General features: G+C 68.3%; 15 protein-coding genes. 13 read left to right on the plus strand and 2 right to left on the minus strand.

The features are described 5' to 3' along the window. Positions 1 to 22 precede the first annotated feature (22 nt). The gene (locus BS329_RS25025; RefSeq protein WP_076163689.1) at positions 23 to 1,507 is read left to right on the plus strand and encodes a glycoside hydrolase family protein; all 1,485 of its coding nucleotides are present in this window, start codon (positions 23 to 25) and stop codon (positions 1,505 to 1,507) included. Here the strand turns inward: BS329_RS25025 and BS329_RS25030 are convergent. Next, positions 1,462 to 1,914: a B-4DMT family transporter gene (locus BS329_RS25030; protein WP_167480031.1), complete on the minus strand. Its 453-nt coding sequence runs from the start codon at positions 1,912 to 1,914 to the stop codon at positions 1,462 to 1,464. The two genes, BS329_RS25025 and BS329_RS25030, sit on opposite strands and share 46 nt — an antisense overlap. A 176-nt stretch (positions 1,915 to 2,090) precedes the next feature. On the opposite strand from BS329_RS25030, the gene BS329_RS25035 reads away from it, so the two are divergent. From BS329_RS25035 to nusB, 3 genes are read left to right on the plus strand one after another with little or no spacing between them, the layout of a single operon-like run. Further along, positions 2,091 to 3,182 (plus strand): M24 family metallopeptidase, encoded by a 1,092-nt coding sequence (locus tag BS329_RS25035; RefSeq protein ID WP_076163691.1) that lies wholly within the window; start codon positions 2,091 to 2,093, stop codon positions 3,180 to 3,182. A gap of 38 nt (positions 3,183 to 3,220) precedes the next feature. Beyond that, the gene (gene efp / locus BS329_RS25040) at positions 3,221 to 3,784 is read left to right on the plus strand and encodes an elongation factor P (protein ID WP_076163692.1); all 564 of its coding nucleotides are present in this window, start codon (positions 3,221 to 3,223) and stop codon (positions 3,782 to 3,784) included. Next, entirely contained in the window at positions 3,784 to 4,248 is a 465-nt protein-coding gene (gene nusB / locus BS329_RS25045; RefSeq protein WP_076163693.1) for a transcription antitermination factor NusB, read from the plus strand. Before efp ends, nusB begins: the two co-directional genes overlap by 1 nt. A gap of 278 nt (positions 4,249 to 4,526) precedes the next feature. Here the strand turns inward: nusB and bldD are convergent, their stop codons facing one another. Further along, positions 4,527 to 5,015 carry a transcriptional regulator BldD gene (gene bldD / locus BS329_RS25050; protein ID WP_003096372.1) on the minus strand — a complete coding sequence of 163 codons (489 nt, stop codon included), beginning with the start codon at positions 5,013 to 5,015 and terminating at the stop codon, positions 4,527 to 4,529. A 260-nt stretch (positions 5,016 to 5,275) separates the two neighbouring features. On the opposite strand from bldD, the gene pyrR reads away from it, so the two are divergent. Genes pyrR through pyrF form a run of 9 tightly spaced genes read left to right on the plus strand, consistent with a single transcriptional unit; the run spans position 5,276 to position 15,722 of the window. After that, positions 5,276 to 5,887: a bifunctional pyr operon transcriptional regulator/uracil phosphoribosyltransferase PyrR gene (gene pyrR, locus BS329_RS25055; protein WP_076163694.1), complete on the plus strand. Its 612-nt coding sequence runs from the start codon at positions 5,276 to 5,278 to the stop codon at positions 5,885 to 5,887. Then, a complete protein-coding gene (locus BS329_RS25060; RefSeq protein ID WP_076163695.1) occupies positions 5,884 to 6,816 on the plus strand; it encodes an aspartate carbamoyltransferase catalytic subunit in 933 nt (310 codons plus the stop codon). Before pyrR ends, BS329_RS25060 begins: the two co-directional genes overlap by 4 nt. After that, positions 6,813 to 8,105: a dihydroorotase gene (locus BS329_RS25065; RefSeq protein WP_076163696.1), complete on the plus strand. Its 1,293-nt coding sequence runs from the start codon at positions 6,813 to 6,815 to the stop codon at positions 8,103 to 8,105. Before BS329_RS25060 ends, BS329_RS25065 begins: the two co-directional genes overlap by 4 nt. Beyond that, positions 8,102 to 8,611 carry a PH-like domain-containing protein gene (locus BS329_RS25070; protein ID WP_076163697.1) on the plus strand — a complete coding sequence of 170 codons (510 nt, stop codon included), beginning with the start codon at positions 8,102 to 8,104 and terminating at the stop codon, positions 8,609 to 8,611. Before BS329_RS25065 ends, BS329_RS25070 begins: the two co-directional genes overlap by 4 nt. Then, on the plus strand, positions 8,611 to 9,744 hold the full coding sequence (carA, locus tag BS329_RS25075; protein ID WP_076163698.1) for a glutamine-hydrolyzing carbamoyl-phosphate synthase small subunit: 1,134 nt from the start codon (positions 8,611 to 8,613) through the stop codon (positions 9,742 to 9,744). Before BS329_RS25070 ends, carA begins: the two co-directional genes overlap by 1 nt. Next, entirely contained in the window at positions 9,744 to 10,946 is a 1,203-nt protein-coding gene (locus BS329_RS25080; RefSeq protein WP_076163699.1) for an AAA family ATPase, read from the plus strand. The genes carA and BS329_RS25080 overlap by 1 nt, the downstream gene beginning before the upstream one ends. Next, entirely contained in the window at positions 10,943 to 11,572 is a 630-nt protein-coding gene (locus BS329_RS25085; RefSeq protein WP_244197283.1) for a DUF4276 family protein, read from the plus strand. Before BS329_RS25080 ends, BS329_RS25085 begins: the two co-directional genes overlap by 4 nt. Beyond that, a complete protein-coding gene (gene carB, locus BS329_RS25090) occupies positions 11,572 to 14,886 on the plus strand; it encodes a carbamoyl-phosphate synthase large subunit (RefSeq protein WP_076163700.1) in 3,315 nt (1,104 codons plus the stop codon). The genes BS329_RS25085 and carB overlap by 1 nt, the downstream gene beginning before the upstream one ends. Next, positions 14,883 to 15,722, plus strand: a complete 840-nt coding sequence (pyrF, locus tag BS329_RS25095; protein WP_076163701.1) for an orotidine-5'-phosphate decarboxylase — start codon at positions 14,883 to 14,885, stop codon at positions 15,720 to 15,722. The genes carB and pyrF overlap by 4 nt, the downstream gene beginning before the upstream one ends. Positions 15,723 to 15,771: the final 49 nt, after the last annotated feature.

The raw sequence follows: 15,771 nt of genomic DNA on the forward strand, positions 1-15,771 counted from the left end.
GGGTCGGCGACCCGCCCGTGTCGTGGTGGCCGTCTTCGCGGCCGGCGCGGTTCTCGTGGCGTGCAGTGACGGCCTCGCCCAGCCCCAGGCCGACGGCAAGGGTGGCGGGATCGGCGGTGTCCAGCCGACGCCCGGTGAGAGGCCCCGGCCGATGGACGTCGAACTCGCCACGAGCGATCCCCGCGCCAGCGGTGGCGTGGTCGCCGCCGGCGGTCAGGACGCGGTCTACAACTACGGCCCGACCGTGATGCGGGACGGCGGCAAGCTCCGGATGTGGTGGTGCAGCCAGTACGGCAGCGCCCAGCCTCCCGGCGACGACGTCCTCTACGCGGAGTCTCAGTCGCTCGACGGTCCTTTCACCGGTCCGTCCGGTGGCGGTCCGGCGGCGGTGTTCTCGGGCGCGCCCGGCGGGTTCGACGGGATGCACACCTGCGACCCCTCGGTGATCAAGGTCGGCTCGACCTACTACATGTACTACACCGGCGCGGCGGGCGACCACGCGCTCGGCAACTCGATCGGCCTCGCCACCGGCACCGACGGCCTCACCTGGACCCGGGCCGCGGGCGGGCAGCCGATCGTCGGGCCCGCGCACGACGTGCATCGCGCCAACGTCTACGGCGCGGGCCAGCCCTCGGCGGTGTACCTCGACGGCTGGTTCTACCTCCTCTTCACCGACACCACGGCCAAGGCCGCCGGGTGGAACGGCGCCGGGCAGTTCCTGCTGCGCGCCAAGGACGCGGCCTTCAGCAAGGGCGTGGAGACACTGGGGGAGCAGGGTTTCGTGCCCAAGCCCAGCACGATCTCGCCACGCACGCGCTCCTTGGTCGACGGGTTCAGCACCGACCTGATGTGGGTCGGCTCGCTCGACGCCTTCGCGATCGCGCACGAGACCGACACCGGCACCACGCTCACCTTCTGGACAAGGGACTTCTCCGCGCAGCCGTACCGGCCGGTGGTCGTCCCCGGCGCCTGGAAGGAGGGACCTGGCCTGGTCCGGCGGCCCGACGGCCACGCGCCGCTCTCGTCGGGCGACGTCTGCGACCGGGTCCCGTTCGACGTCGTCCGCGCCACGATCGTCGGCGGTGCGGCCGCGCCGACCGACCTCAGGCATTTCGGCCTGGACGTCCGGGGCTCGCGGGCCTGCGACGGTGACGCCCGGACCCGGACCGCGTTCGAAGGTGTCGCGATGCCGTCGCCGCAGCGGACGATCGATCTGGTCGCCGACGGGAACCTGGTCAGGGTCGACCGGCGTTCGGTGGCGGCGGCACTCGCCGGTGAGGTGCTGGACCAGCGGCTCAAGGTCGTCGACAGATTTCCCCAGGCCGCGCGGCTGAGCGCCGGGGCGAGAATGGTGCGCGCGCCCGGCCGCGGGGTCGGCGTGGTGCTCGACGGCAAGCTGTTCGCCCTACCGGACGCCGGGGCCGCGGCGCTGAACGACTCGACCGTCGAGGAGATCGGCGATCAGGCCTGGGACGGCTTCCCCGCCGGTTTCTCGCTCGCGGGCTGAGCCTCTTCTTCGGGCGCTTTCCTGCCGATCAGGCCGCCGACGAACAGGCCGAGCCCGGCCGGGATGAGCACCAGCAGGGCCGAGAAGGCGGCGCCGCCGGTGAGCGCGCCGCCGAGTTCGGAGGCGCCGGTCTGGTCGACGAACACCGCGCGGCCGATCACGTACAGCACGCCGGAGACGGGGCCGGCGATCAGCGCCGCGATGAACCAGTTCTTGCCGCGCTCGGGTTTGTCCCGCCAGGCGTCCACGGCGCTCCAGCCCGCCGCCGCGCCGACGAGGACCGCGAGGGCGAGCGAGGTGACGAGGGTCTTGTCGGTGGGGTTGAAGACCTCGTACTTGGCCAGCACGGTGACGGCCACGCCGTGCAGCAGCGCCATCACGAGTCCACGAGTCAGCCACGGTGCCATGGGGTGAGTTTAACTCGCGAGTAGCGACAGTCACCCCCGCCCGCGCGGGTGCCCGCAGGCAAGTACGTGAAGGCCCCCTTCATTGCGCCTAGGTACATGAAGGGGGCCTTCACGTACCTAGGCGATCGTCCGGCAGCGGCCCGCCGGGCGAGCGCCCAACCTCTAAACTCCATTCCGTGCGTGAATACTTCTCTCGCCGCCGCGCGGCGCTGCGTTCCCTGCTTGCCGACTCCGGCGTGGACGCGCTGCTGGTCACGGACCTGCTCAACATCAGGTACCTGACCGGCTTCACCGGGTCCAACGCCGCTCTCCTCGTCCACGGGAGCGGCGACGACAAGACGATCTTCTGCACCGACGGCCGCTACACGGTCCAGTCGGCGGCCGAAGTTCCCGATCTCGAACGGGTGCTGGACCGCGCGAGCGCGGCCAAACTCGCCGATCTGGCGGCCGGGAAGGACTTCGGCAAGACCGGGTTCGAGAGCCAGCACGTCAGTGTCGAGCAGCACGAGGACCTCAAGGTGCGCTTCGACCGTGTCCAGCTGGTCCGGACGCCCGGCCTGATCGAGCAGCTGCGGCTGGTCAAGGACGAACAGGAGGTCGAAGCACTGCGCCAGGCGTGCGCGGCGGCCGACCGGGCCTTGGAGGACCTGGTGTCCGCCGGTGGGCTGCGGCCGGGCCGTACCGAGCTGGACGTCGCCCGTGACCTGGAGAATCGCATGCTCGGCCACGGGTCGACCGGGCCGTCGTTCGACACGATCGTCGCGGCGGGCGTCAACTCCGCGATCCCGCACCACCGGCCGACCTCGGCCGTGCTGGCGACCGCCGACTTCGTCAAGATCGACTTCGGCGCCACGGTCGACGGCTACCACTCCGACATGACCCGCACGTTCGTCCTCGGCAAGCCGGCGGCGTGGCAGGAAGAGGTCTATGAGCTGGTCCATCGGGCGCAGGCGGCGGGCTGCGACGCCGTCCTCCCCGGTGCGAAAGTGTCCGAAGTGGACAAAGCGGCCCGCGGTGTGATCGTCGACGCGGGGCGCGGCGAAAGTTTCGGCCACGGCCTCGGCCACGGGGTCGGGTTGCAGGTGCACGAGGCGCCCAGCCTCGCCACCACCGGCGTCGGTACACTGACCGCCGGTATGGCCGTCACCGTCGAGCCTGGTGTGTATCTGCCCGGACGCGGAGGCGTGCGCATCGAGGACACGCTGGTCGTGCGGGAAGGTACGCCCGAACTCCTCACGCTGAGCACCAAGGAACTCGTGGTCGTCTGACGGCGGCCCGGAAGATCGACACAGGAGACTGCACACTCGTGGCCACCACCAACGACCTGAAGAACGGGCTCGTCCTCAACCTCGACGGCCAGCTCTGGACCGTCACGGCGTTCCAGCACGTCAAGCCGGGTAAGGGCGGCGCGTTCGTCCGCACCACGCTCAAGCATGTGCTGACCGGCAAGGTCGTCGACAAGACCTTCAACGCGGGCACGAAGGTCGATACGGCCACCGTCGACCGGCGCAACATGACGTACCTGTACAAGGACGGCGCGGACTTCGTGTTCATGGACGCGGAGACCTACGACCAGATCACCGTGCTGGCCGAGACCGTCGGCGACAACGCGAACTACCTGCTCGAGAACTTCGAGGTCCAGGTCGCGGTGCACGAGGGTGTCCCGCTGTACATCGAGCTGCCGACCTCGGTCGAGCTGATCGTCCAGCACACCGACCCCGGCCTGCAGGGCGACCGTTCCACCGGTGGCACCAAGCCCGCCACCCTGGAGACCGGCGCCGAGATCCAGGTGCCGCTGTTCCTCACCACCGGCGAAAAGATCAAGGTCGACACCCGTGACGGCCGCTACCTGGGTCGCGTCTCCAACTGATGGCAGGCTCAGACAAATCCGGCAAGTCCCCGAACCGGGGCGGGCCGATCAGCCGTCGCCAGGCCCGTAAGCGTGCGGTCGAGATGATGTACGAGGCCGCCCAGCGCGGCGCCGACGCGGTGACGCTGCTGGCCGACCGGGTCGGTTCGGTCGAGGTCGACCCGATCGCGGACTACACGATCTCACTGGTCGAGGGGGTCACCGGACGCAAAGTCCAGATCGATGAGCTGCTCTCGGAGCACGCGCAGGGCTGGACGCTGGACCGGATGCCGCCGGTGGACCTCGCGGTGCTGCGGGTCGGCGTCTACGAGCTGCTGTGGGCCGAGGACGTGCCGGACCCGGTCGCCATCGACGAGGCCGTCGGGCTGGCGAAGGAGCTGTCGACCGACGACTCGCCGCGATTCGTGAACGGCGTGCTCGGCCGGATCGGCACGATCGCGGACAGGCTTCGCGCTGTACTGTAAATCGCGCTGTCCTTTAAATCGCGCTGCCGCGATCGTGCTGCCAGGGCGCTCTTCAGCATTGACTCTCACGTCAGGCTGGAGGGCGCCCTGCCATCACGATCGCGGGGCCTGCGGCCAAAGGCGCGACTTCCAAAAGATCAAAAGACCTTGGTCGCGTTCGCCTCGGTCGCCAAGACCTCGGTCACCTTTGTCAGGGTCACCTTTGGCTTGGTAGCGTTTCCCTTGGGCGCCTTGGGGGTGCAACGTTTCCGGCCCCCCGACCGAAAACGTCCTCACCTTTAATCCTCTTTGGACGGTCGAGCCTCGGGCGGCAGCACGCCCCAGTCGATCAGCTGCTCGGTGAGTTCACCGGGGGTCATGTCGTAGATGATCGCCAGCGAACGCAGGTCTTCGGTGCGGATGGAGAGCACCTTGCCGTTGTAGTCGCCGCGCTGGCTCTGGATGGTGGCCGCGTAGCGGGCGAGCGGTCCGACCTTCTCCGCCGGGAGCTGCTGCAGGCGCTCCAGGTTTATGACGATCTTCGTGGCGGGTTCGGCTCCCGAGGGCACCCGGCCCTCCGGCAGCAGTTCGACCACCGGCACGCCGTAGAAATCGGCCAGCTCGGCGAGCTTCTGCACGGTGACGGCGCGGTCGCCGCGCTCGTACGAACCGACGACGACGGCCTTCCAGCGGCCCCCGGACTTCTGCTCGACCCCGTGCAGGGACAGGCCCTGCTGCTGGCGGATCCCGCGGAGCTTGGCCCCGAGCGCCTTGGCGTAATCGCCCATCTGGTGGTTCTCCGTTTCCTCACCCCCGATCGGTCGCGGTGACCGATCCAGGGGACTCCTAGAGTCGAATACTCAGAGTAATGGTTACGCATAGTTGTCACCAGGTCAAGCGGGTGCTTTCGAGAGGCGTTCGTCACCTGGGGCGCGCCACCCGGAAGACTGAGGTCCCGCTGCTGCTAGTGTCGACTCGATTTCCTCGCCACGCAGGAAGTCGACGTCCTTTAAGGACCCGTCCAGAGAGGCGGGGAAGGAGGTCCGCCTTGTCGTCACGTCCCCGTGGCGCGGCGGAACCGGCGGGAGAGCGCGAGCTCCTCTCGTCCGGCGATGTCGCGCGCACGATCGCCCGAATGGCCCACCAGGTCATCGAGAAGACCGCTCTCGGTGCCGGTGGCTCGACTCCGCCCGTGTTGCTGGGCATCCCCACCCGGGGTACTCCGCTCGCCCTGCGGCTCGCGGACAAGATCGCCGAGTTCTCCGGCATCCGTCCGCCGACCGGCGCGCTGGACGTCACGCTCTACCGCGACGATCTCCGCCGCCGCCCGCCCCGCGCGCTCGAACATTCGCAGCTGCCGCCGACCGGTATCGACGACGCGGTGGTGATCCTGGTCGACGACGTGCTGTTCTCCGGCCGCACCATCCGCGCCGCCCTCGACGCCCTGCGCGACCACGGCCGCCCGCGCGCGGTCCAGCTGGCCGTGCTGGTCGACCGCGGCCACCGCGAACTACCGATCCGCGCCGACTACGTGGGCAAGAACGTGCCCACCTCGCGTACCGAGGGGATCGAGGTCCTGCTGTCCGAAGTGGACGGACGTGACACGGTCCTGCTGAGGTCGTCGAATGAGGGCGCTTCATCAAAAGGAGACCGATCGTGAAGCACCTGCTCGCCACCGACGGGCTCGACCCGGCGCTCGCGACAGCCGTGCTGGACACCGCCGAAGAGCTCAAGCACACCTTGCTGGGCCGCGAGGTCCGCAAACTGCCGACGTTGCGCGGCCGTACCGTCATCACGCTGTTCTACGAGAACTCGACCCGCACCCGCGTCTCGTTCGAGATCGCGGGGAAGTGGATGAGCGCCGACGTGATCAACGTCTCCGCGTCCAGTTCGTCGGTCAACAAGGGCGAATCGCTGCGGGACACCGCGCTGACGCTGGCCGCGGCCGGGGCCGACTGCGTGATCATCCGGCACCCCGCCTCCGGGGCGGCGCAGCGGCTTTCGGGCTGGCTCGCCGAGGCCGGGACGGCGGTCGTCAACGCGGGCGACGGCACCCACGAGCATCCGACGCAGGCGCTGCTCGACGCGGCGACGCTGCGGGAGCGCCTCGGTTCGCTGGAAGGCCGCCGGATCGCGATCGTCGGCGACGTCCTGCACAGCAGGGTCGCGCGGTCGAACATCCATCTGCTGTCGGCGCTGGGTGCGGAAGTGGTGCTCGTCGCGCCGCCGACGCTGCTGCCCGCCGGGGTGGAAAGCCTGCCGGTCACCGTGTCGCACGAACTCGACGCCGAACTGCCCGCGGTCGACGCGGTCATGATGCTGCGGGTCCAAGCCGAACGCATGCACGGGGGCTTTTTTCCCTCGGCTCGTGAGTACTCGATCGCGTACGGCCTCAACGAACGGCGGATGAAGCTCCTGCCCGAGCACGCCGTCGTCCTGCACCCCGGTCCGATGCTGCGCGGGATGGAGATCGCCTCGGCGGTCGCCGACTCCCCGGCCTCGGCCATCACCGAACAGGTCCGCAACGGCGTCCACGTGCGCATGGCGGTCCTCTATCACCTGCTCGCGAGCGAAGGAGCCACCGCGTGACCACCGTCCTGATCAAGGGCGCCCGGCCCTACGGCGAGGGCGACCCGGTCGACGTACTCGTCGAGGACGGGGTCATCACCGACATCGGTTCGATCGACACCCCGGACGAAGCCGAAGTGATCGAGGCGGGCGGCCAGGTGCTGCTCCCCGGTTTCGTGGACCTGCACACCCACCTGCGGGAACCCGGCCGCGAGGACACCGAGACCATCGCCACCGGTTCGGCCGCGGCCGCGCTCGGCGGCTACACCGCCGTGTTCGCCATGGCCAACACCGACCCGGTGGCCGACAACGCGGTGATCGTCGACCACGTGTGGCGGCGCGGCCAGGAGGCCGGACTGGTCGACGTGCACCCGGTCGGCGCGGTCACCGTGGGCCTCAAGGGCGAGAAGCTCGCCGAACTGGGCACCATGGCGAAGTCCGAGGCCCAGGTGAAGGTCTTCTCCGACGACGGTCTCTGTGTCGCGGACCCGCTGCTGATGCGCCGCGCGCTGGAGTACTCGACGGCGCTCGGGGTGGTCATCGCCCAGCACGCCGAGGAGCCCCGGCTGACCGTCGGCGCGCAGGCGCACGAAGGCGAGCAGTCCGCGCGCCTTGGCTACACCGGCTGGCCCGCCTCGGCGGAGGAGTCGATCGTCGCCCGCGACTGCCTGCTCGCCCGGCACGCGAACGCGCGGCTGCACGTCTGCCACGTGTCCACCTCGGGCACCGCCGACATCCTGAAGTGGGCCAAGGAGCGCGGCACCAAGGTCTCGGCCGAGGTCACCCCGCACCACCTCCTGCTGACCGACGAGCGGCTCGCCACCTACGACCCGGTCAACAAGGTCAACCCGCCGCTGCGCACCGGGTCCGACGCCGAGAAGCTGCGTGCCGCGCTGGCCGAGGGCGTCATCGACTGTGTCGCCACCGACCACGCGCCGCACGCCGTCCAGGACAAGGACTGCGAATGGAACTCAGCCCGTCCCGGCATGCTCGGCCTCCAGACCGCGCTGTCGATCGTGGTCGAGACCATGGTCCGCACCGGCCTGCTCGACTGGCGGGGCGTCGCGCGGGTGATGAGCGAGCGGCCGGCCGAGATCGGGAACCTGTCCGATCACGGCCGCCCGATCGAGGTCGGCGAACCGGCCAACCTGACGCTGGTGGACCCGGACACCGAATGGACCGTGCGCGGAGTCGAGTTCGCGAGCATCGCGGCGAACACCCCGTATGAAGGAATGCGGCTCCCCGGCGTGGTGACGGCGACGTTGCTGCGCGGGCGGATCACCGCGCGGGAGGGGAAGATCGCACCATGAGTGACCGGATTCTGCTGACCCTGGCGGTCTTCGCCTTCTTCCTCGTCTGCGTCCTCCTGATGTGGCGCGGCTGGCGCCGCAAGTCCCGCGCGCAGAGCGTCCAGGTGCCGCCGTTCGCCGAGATCCCGGCCGAACCCGGCGACGCGTCGCTCGAATCGACCGGCGTCTACATCAGCACGACGACGGCGGGGCACTGGCAGGAACGGGTGGTCACCCGCGGCGCCGGTCTGCGCACCGGCGCGGTCTGGCGGCTGCACGCCGACGGTATCGCCATCGAACGCGGTGGCGCCCCGGACTTCTGGATCCCGCGCGCTGCCGTCACCGGCGTCCGCAAGGACAAGGGCATGGCCGGGAAGGTGATGGGCATCGACGCGCTGCTCGTCATCACCTGGCTGGCGGGCGATGTCGCACTGGACACCGGATTCCGCGGCGACGACGTCGACGACTATCCACAGTGGATCGAAGCTTTGCAAAACACTCGCAACGACATCAAGGGAGGTGCCTGATGAGCACCGCAAATGGCACCCGCACCCCGGCCGCACTGGTCCTCGAAGACGGCCGGATCTTCCGGGGCTCCGCGTACGGAGCACGCGGACGCAGCCTGGGCGAGGCGGTGTTCTGCACCGGCATGACCGGCTACCAGGAGACGTTGACCGACCCCTCCTACCACCGGCAGATCGTGGTCCAGACCGCGCCCCAGATCGGCAACACCGGCTGGAACGACGAGGACGACGAGTCCTCGCGCATCTGGGTCTCGGGCTACGTCGTCCGCGACCCCGCGCGCACCCCGTCCAACTGGCGCTCGAAGCGCACGCTGGACGAGGAACTGGAGCGTCAGGGCGTCGTCGGGATCTCCGAAGTGGACACTCGCACGCTGACCCGGCACCTGCGCGAACAGGGCGCCATGCGGTCCGGCGTGTTCTCGGGTGAGGCGCTGGGCAGCGACGAGGAGATGCTCGCACAGGTCAAGGCCAGCCCGCAGATGAAGGGCGCCGACCTCGCCGGCGAGGTCAGCACCAAGCAGTCGTACGTTGTCGAAGCGCAGGGGGAGCGGAAGTTCCGCGTCGCCGCGCTGGACCTGGGCATCAAGTCCAACACCCCGCGCATGATGGCCGCGCGGGGGATCGAGGTGCATGTGCTGTCCTCGGCGTCCACTGTGGACGAACTGCTCGCGGTCGAGGCGGACGGTGTCTTCCTGTCCAACGGACCTGGCGACCCGGCGACCACCGCGCATGCGACGGAGCTGACGAAAGCGGTGCTACAGCGGGAAATTCCGCTGTTCGGCATCTGCTTCGGCAACCAGATCCTCGGCCGCGCGCTGGGCCTGGGCACCTACAAGATGCGCTACGGCCACCGTGGGATCAACATCCCGGTGATCGACGTGGCGACCAAACGGGTCGCGATCACCGCGCAGAACCACGGTTTCGCCCTCGAAGGCGAACCGGGCCAGCGGTTCGAGACGCCGTTCGGCGCCGCGCAGATCTCGCACTACTGCCCGAACGACGACACCGTCGAAGGCGTCCGCGCGTTCGACGTCCCCGCGTTCTCGGTGCAGTACCACCCCGAGGCCGCCGCCGGCCCGCACGACGCGGCCCCCCTGTTCGACGAGTTCGTGAGCTTGATGGAGAAGAAGTCGTGATGGCTGCCCAAAGCAGGTCAAAGCCGTCTATCGAGAGGCTTCACATTCGGAACTACCGAGTGCTGAAAGATGTGACCTTCGAGAAGCTCACGCCGTTGACCGTTCTGTTCGGCCCGAACGGCAGTGGCAAGTCAACCGTGTTCGACGTGTTCGCCTTTCTTCACGAAGCTTTCAGCACGAACCTCCGCCGTGCCTGGGATGCGCGCAATAGAATCGCCGAGATTCGCAGCCGAGGGGCTGAGGGACCCGTCCAGTTCGAACTCAAATATCGTGACCCGGACAGCGGACGATTGATCACCTACGTGCTGGCGATCGATGAGGAGGGAGGGTCGCCGGTTGTGGTGAGCGAGCTGCTTCGGTGGACGACCAACCCAGCCCAGGGACGACCACGAGAGATCCTCAACTTTTCGCGAGGAGAGGGGGCTGTCTACGACGAACGGGCGAACGAGAAGCTCATAGAGACGCTCGACAGTCCGGATCTGCTGGCCGTGAGCAGCCTCGGCCAGCTAAGCCGCTATCCACAGGTGGCGGCTTTGCGGAGATTCATCACTGGCTGGTACCTCTCGTACCTCAACATCGACCATGTCCGGCAGCAGCCGATGTCTGGTCCTCAGGAGAGGCTTTCGGTTACCGGAGACAATCTAGCGAATGTCATCCAGTACCTGGGAGATCGTCACCAAGACAGGCTGGCGACGATCTTCGACGTGCTTGGCCAGCGGGTGCCGAGCCTTGAGCGAGTCGACTCTGAACAGATGCCGGACGGGCGTCTGCTGCTGCGTCTAAAGGACCGGCCCTTCGATACGCCCGTACTCGCGAGGTTCATCTCTGATGGCACCTTGAAGCTGCTTGCGTACTTGACGGTGCTGTTCGACCCGGCACCGGCGCCGATTATCGGTATCGAAGAGCCTGAGAATCAACTTCACCCAAAGTTATTGTATCCATTGGCCGAGGAAGTTCGTGGGGCCTCGGCAAGGAGTCAGCTCCTCGTCACGACGCACTCGCCTTACTTTGCCGACGCGCTGTACCCCGACGAGATGTGGGCCTTATATCGCGATGAGGACGGTTTCACCAGGTGTGCTCGAGCCTCGAGGAACAAACGGCTCATGGCCATGGTGGACGCAGGCGGAATGCTGGGAAATCTCTGGATGGAGGGCTACTTCGGACTGGGTGATCCCCTTACGCGGTCGGGACGTCCAGCGTGACGAAGGAACCGATCTCGCTCGAGATCCTTGTTGAAGAACCTTCAGCGAAACGGGCGCTTGAGGTCCTGGTCCCGAAGATCGTTCCTGGGACCAGGTTCGAGATCTTTGAGTTCCGGGGTAAGGACGCCTTGTTGAAAGACCTGCCGCGCCGTTTGGCTGGTTATGCGGCTCGTTTGAGCTGGGAGTCAATCAGGGTGGCCGTGTTGGTCGATCGAGATGACGACGACTGTGTCGTACTCAAGGAGCGACTGCAGGTGATGGCGAAGACCGCAGGGCTGATCACGACGAGTGCGGCGTCGGACGGGTTCACGATCTTGAACAGGATCGTCGTGGAAGAACTCGAGGCATGGTTCTTTGGCGATGTGCCCGCTCTTTGTGCCGCGTACCCGAGGATGCCGTCGACGCTGCACAAGCAACAGAGGTACCGCGATCCTGACGCCGTCGCCGGCGGCACCTGTGAAGCGCTTGGCCGGGTGCTCGCCAGACATGGTTATCACAAGCCCCGACTGCAGAAGATGCTGCTTGCCTCCGAAGTCGCGCCGCACATGGATGTAGAGAACAATCGTTCCCAGAGTTTTCAGGTCTTCCGCGACGGTCTGCGGCGCCTGGTGAGTGAGGAAAACTAATGCCGAAGAGGACAGACATCCAGCACGTGCTGGTGATCGGCTCCGGGCCGATCGTGATCGGCCAGGCGGCGGAGTTCGACTACTCCGGCACGCAGGCCTGCCGCGTACTCCGCGAAGAGGGACTGCGCGTCTCGCTGGTGAACTCGAACCCGGCGACCATCATGACCGACCCCGAGTTCGCCGACGCCACCTACATCGAGCCGGTCACGCCGGAATTCGTCGAGAAGGTCATCGCCGTGGAACGCCCTGACGCGATCCTCGCGACCCTGGGCGGGCAGACGGCGCTCAACTGCGCGGTCGCCCTGCATGACCGCGGCGTGCTGGAGAAGTACGGCGTCGAGCTGATCGGCGCCGACGTCGAAGCCATCCAGCGCGGCGAGGACCGGCAGAAGTTCAAGGACATCGTCCGCACGATCGGCGCCGAGGTGCCGCGTTCGCGCGTCTGCCACGACATGGACGAGGTCCGCGCGACCGTCGCCGAGGTCGGCCTCCCGGTGGTCATCCGGCCGTCGTTCACCATGGGCGGGCTCGGCTCGGGTATGGCGCACACCGACGCCGAGCTGGAGCGGCTCGCTTCCACCGGTCTCGACGAGTCTCCGGTCACCGAAGTGCTCATCGAGGAGAGCGTCCTCGGCTGGAAGGAGTTCGAACTCGAACTCATGCGCGACCGGCACGACAACGTGGTGGTCGTCTGCTCGATCGAGAACATCGACGCGATGGGCGTGCACACCGGCGACTCGGTCACCGTCGCGCCCGCGATGACCCTCACCGACCGCGAGTACCAGCACATGCGCGACGTCGGCATCGCGGTGCTGCGCGAGGTCGGCGTCGACACCGGCGGCTGCAACATCCAGTTCGCGATCAACCCGGCCGACGGCCGCATGGTCGTCATCGAGATGAACCCGCGCGTCTCCCGGTCCAGCGCGCTGGCGTCGAAGGCCACCGGCTTCCCGATCGCCAAGATCGCCGCGAAGCTCGCCATCGGCTACACGCTCGACGAGATCCGCAACGACATCACCGGCGAGACCCCGGCGGCCTTCGAGCCGACGCTGGACTACGTCGTGGTGAAGGTGCCGCGGTTCGCCTTCGAGAAATTCCCCGGCGCCGACCCCACGCTGACGACGACGATGAAGAGCGTCGGCGAGGCGATGTCGTTCGGCCGCAGCTTCCCCGAGGCGCTCGGCAAGGCACTGCGCTCCATCGACACCAAGGCCACCGGTTTCTGGACGAGGCCCGATCCCGACGGCGCGACGCTCGAGTCCATTTTGGACGCTCTGCGCACGCCGCACGACGGCCGCCTCTACGAGGTCGAGCGGGCGCTGCGGTTCGGCGGCACCGTGGAGCAGATCCACGAGGCGTCGGGTATCGACCCCTGGTTCATCGACCAGATCGCCCTCATCGGCGAGGTCGGTTCCGAGGTCCGTGACGCCCAGGTGCTCGACGAGCCACTGCTGCGCCGCGCCAAGCGCACCGGTCTTTCCGACCGCCAGATCGCCGCGCTGCGGCCGGAACTGGCGGGCGAGGACGGCGTCCGCGCGCTGCGCCGCCGTCTCGGCGTGCGGCCGGTGTACAAGACCGTCGACACCTGCGCGGCCGAATTCGCGGCCAAGACGCCGTACCACTACTCGGCCTACGAGACCGATCCCGCGGCTCGGTCGGAGATCACCGCGCAGACCGAGAAGCCGAAGGTGCTGATCCTCGGCTCCGGGCCGAACCGCATCGGGCAGGGCATCGAGTTCGACTACTCGTGCGTGCACGCCGCCATCGCGTTGCGCGAGGCCGGTTTCGAAGCGGTCATGGTCAACTGCAATCCCGAGACCGTCTCCACCGACTACGACACCTCGGACAGGCTCTACTTCGAGCCGCTGTCGTTCGAGGACGTCCTGGAGGTGGTCAACGCCGAGCAGGAGTCGGGCACCGTCGCCGGGGTCATCGTGCAGCTGGGCGGCCAGACCCCGCTCTCGCTCGCGAAGCGCCTCGCCGACGCCGGTGTCCCGGTGATCGGCACCTCCCCGGACGCGATCCACCTCGCCGAGGACCGCGGCGCGTTCGGCGAGGTCCTCACCGACGCCGGGCTGCCCGCGCCGAAGTACGGCACGGCGACCTCGTTCGAGGGCGCGAAGCGGATCGCCGACAAGATCGGCTACCCGGTCCTGGTGCGGCCGTCCTACGTGCTCGGCGGGCGCGGCATGGAGATCGTGTACGACGAGGAGTCCCTCGCCGGCTACATCCACCGCGCCACCGAGGTCACCCCCGAGCACCCGGTGCTGGTGGACCGGTTCCTCGACGACGCCATCGAGATCGACGTCGACGCGCTCTTCGACGGCGACGAGCTGTTCCTCGGCGGCGTCATGGAGCACATCGAGGAGGCCGGAATCCACTCAGGCGACTCCTCCTGCGCGCTGCCGCCGATCACACTGGGCCGGACCGACATCGAGACGGTGCGCCGCTCGACAGAGGCCATCGCGCGCGGCGTCGGCGTCCGCGGGCTGCTGAACGTCCAGTACGCGCTCAAGGACGATGTCCTGTACGTCCTGGAAGCCAACCCGCGCGCCTCGCGGACGGTGCCGTTCGTGTCGAAGGCGACCGCGGTGCCGCTCGCCAAGGCCGCGGCGCTGATCATGACCGGCTCGTCGATCAAGGAGCTGCGCGAGTCCGGCGTCCTCCCGGCGGAGGGTGACGGGGGGCAGATGCCCGCCGATTCGCCGGTCGCGGTCAAGGAGGCGGTCCTGCCGTTCCACCGCTTCCGCACCCCCGAGGGCCACGGCGTCGACTCGCTGCTCGGCCCGGAGATGAAGTCCACCGGTGAGGTCATGGGCGTCGACGTCTCCTTCGGGAAGGCGTTCGCCAAGTCCCAGGCCGGGGCCTACGGTTCGCTGCCGACGTCGGGCAAGGTGTTCGTCTCGGTCGCCAACCGCGACAAGCGTTCACTGGTGTTCCCGGTGAAGCGGCTGGCGGACCTCGGTTTCGAGATCCTCGCCACCTCCGGGACAGCGGAAGTGTTGCGGCGCAACGGAGTCGCCTGCACGGTCGTGCGCAAGCACTACGAAGGTTCGGCCGAAGGCGAGCAGAACGTCGTGGATGTCATCCTCAGCGGCGAAGTGCAGATGGTGATCAACACTCCTTACGGGAACAGCGGTCCGCGCATCGACGGCTACGAAATCCGTACCGCCGCGGTGTCGCGGGACATCCCCTGCATCACCACGGTGCAAGGCGCGGCGGCGGCCGTGCACGGGATAGAGGCCGTCATCAAGGGCGACATCGGCGTCCGCTCGCTCCAGAGCCTCCAGGCGGCGCTGAAGGCCAAGGCGTGAGCGGGCGGTTCGGGGCGAGGCTGGCGCGGGCGGTCGCCCGGAAGGGACCGCTCTGCGCCGGGATCGACCCCCATCCCGCGTTGCTCCGGTCGTGGGGTCTTCCGGCGGACGCGGGCGGTCTGGAGAAGTTCGCCCTCACGGCCGCTGAGACGATCGCGCCCGAGGTCGCGGTGATCAAGCCCCAGTCGGCCTTTTTCGAGGCCTACGGGCCTCCTGGGGTCGCCGTTCTGGCCAAGACGATGAAGGTGTGCCGGGAAGCGGGCGCGCTCGTCCTGCTGGACGTCAAACGCGGCGACATCGGTTCGACGATGGCGGCGTACACGGCGGCGTTCCTGCCCTCCGGCGCGGAACTCGAGGCCGACGCCATCACCGTCTCGCCGTACCTCGGGTTCGGCTCGCTGGACTTCGCCGTCGAGGTTGCCCAGGCGCAAGGCAAGGGCCTGTTCGTCCTCGCGCGCACCTCCAACCCGGAGGCGCAGGGATTGCAGAACGCCTTGCTGCCCAACGGAAAGACCGTCGCGCAGGACATCGTCGACACGGCAGGCGCGCATAACGCCGGTGTCGGGCCGCTGGGTGACATCGGTGTCGTCGTCGGCGCGACCATCGCGCCGGGAGAGCTCGATCTGAGCAAGCTGAACGGTCCCGTCCTGGCACCCGGTTTCGGGGCTCAGGGGGCTACTCCGGCCGATTTGCGGGCGCTTTTCGGGCCGACGTTGCCGGGCGTGCTCCCCGCGTCTTCGCGCGACGTCCTCAATCACGGGCCGGATCCCGAAGCGTTGCGTGCGGCCGTTCGGCGGACGCGGGATTCCCTCGCTTCCCTGGAAAACGGCCAATAGCAGGCCCGGGAATCGGTCATGACCAGCCACCCCCGCATTGTGGGCCGAG

Origin of the sequence: Amycolatopsis coloradensis (assembly GCF_001953865.1) — a bacterium.
Lineage (GTDB): Bacteria > Actinomycetota > Actinomycetes > Mycobacteriales > Pseudonocardiaceae > Amycolatopsis > Amycolatopsis coloradensis.

Bases quoted from the DNA above. Each gene is read 5' to 3' on its own strand.
- carA (WP_076163698.1), top strand. From the start codon at position 8,611: ATGAGCACCGCAAATGGCACCCGCACCCCGGCCGCACTGGTCCTCGAA.
- nusB (WP_076163693.1), top strand. From the start codon at position 3,784: ATGGCAGGCTCAGACAAATCCGGCAAGTCCCCGAACCGGGGCGGGCCG.
- BS329_RS25070 (WP_076163697.1), top strand. From the start codon at position 8,102: ATGAGTGACCGGATTCTGCTGACCCTGGCGGTCTTCGCCTTCTTCCTC.
- BS329_RS25030 (WP_167480031.1), bottom strand. From the start codon at position 1,914: ATGGCACCGTGGCTGACTCGTGGACTCGTGATGGCGCTGCTGCACGGC.
- carB (WP_076163700.1), top strand. From the start codon at position 11,572: ATGCCGAAGAGGACAGACATCCAGCACGTGCTGGTGATCGGCTCCGGG.
- bldD (WP_003096372.1), bottom strand. From the start codon at position 5,015: ATGGGCGATTACGCCAAGGCGCTCGGGGCCAAGCTCCGCGGGATCCGC.
- BS329_RS25080 (WP_076163699.1), top strand. From the start codon at position 9,744: ATGGCTGCCCAAAGCAGGTCAAAGCCGTCTATCGAGAGGCTTCACATT.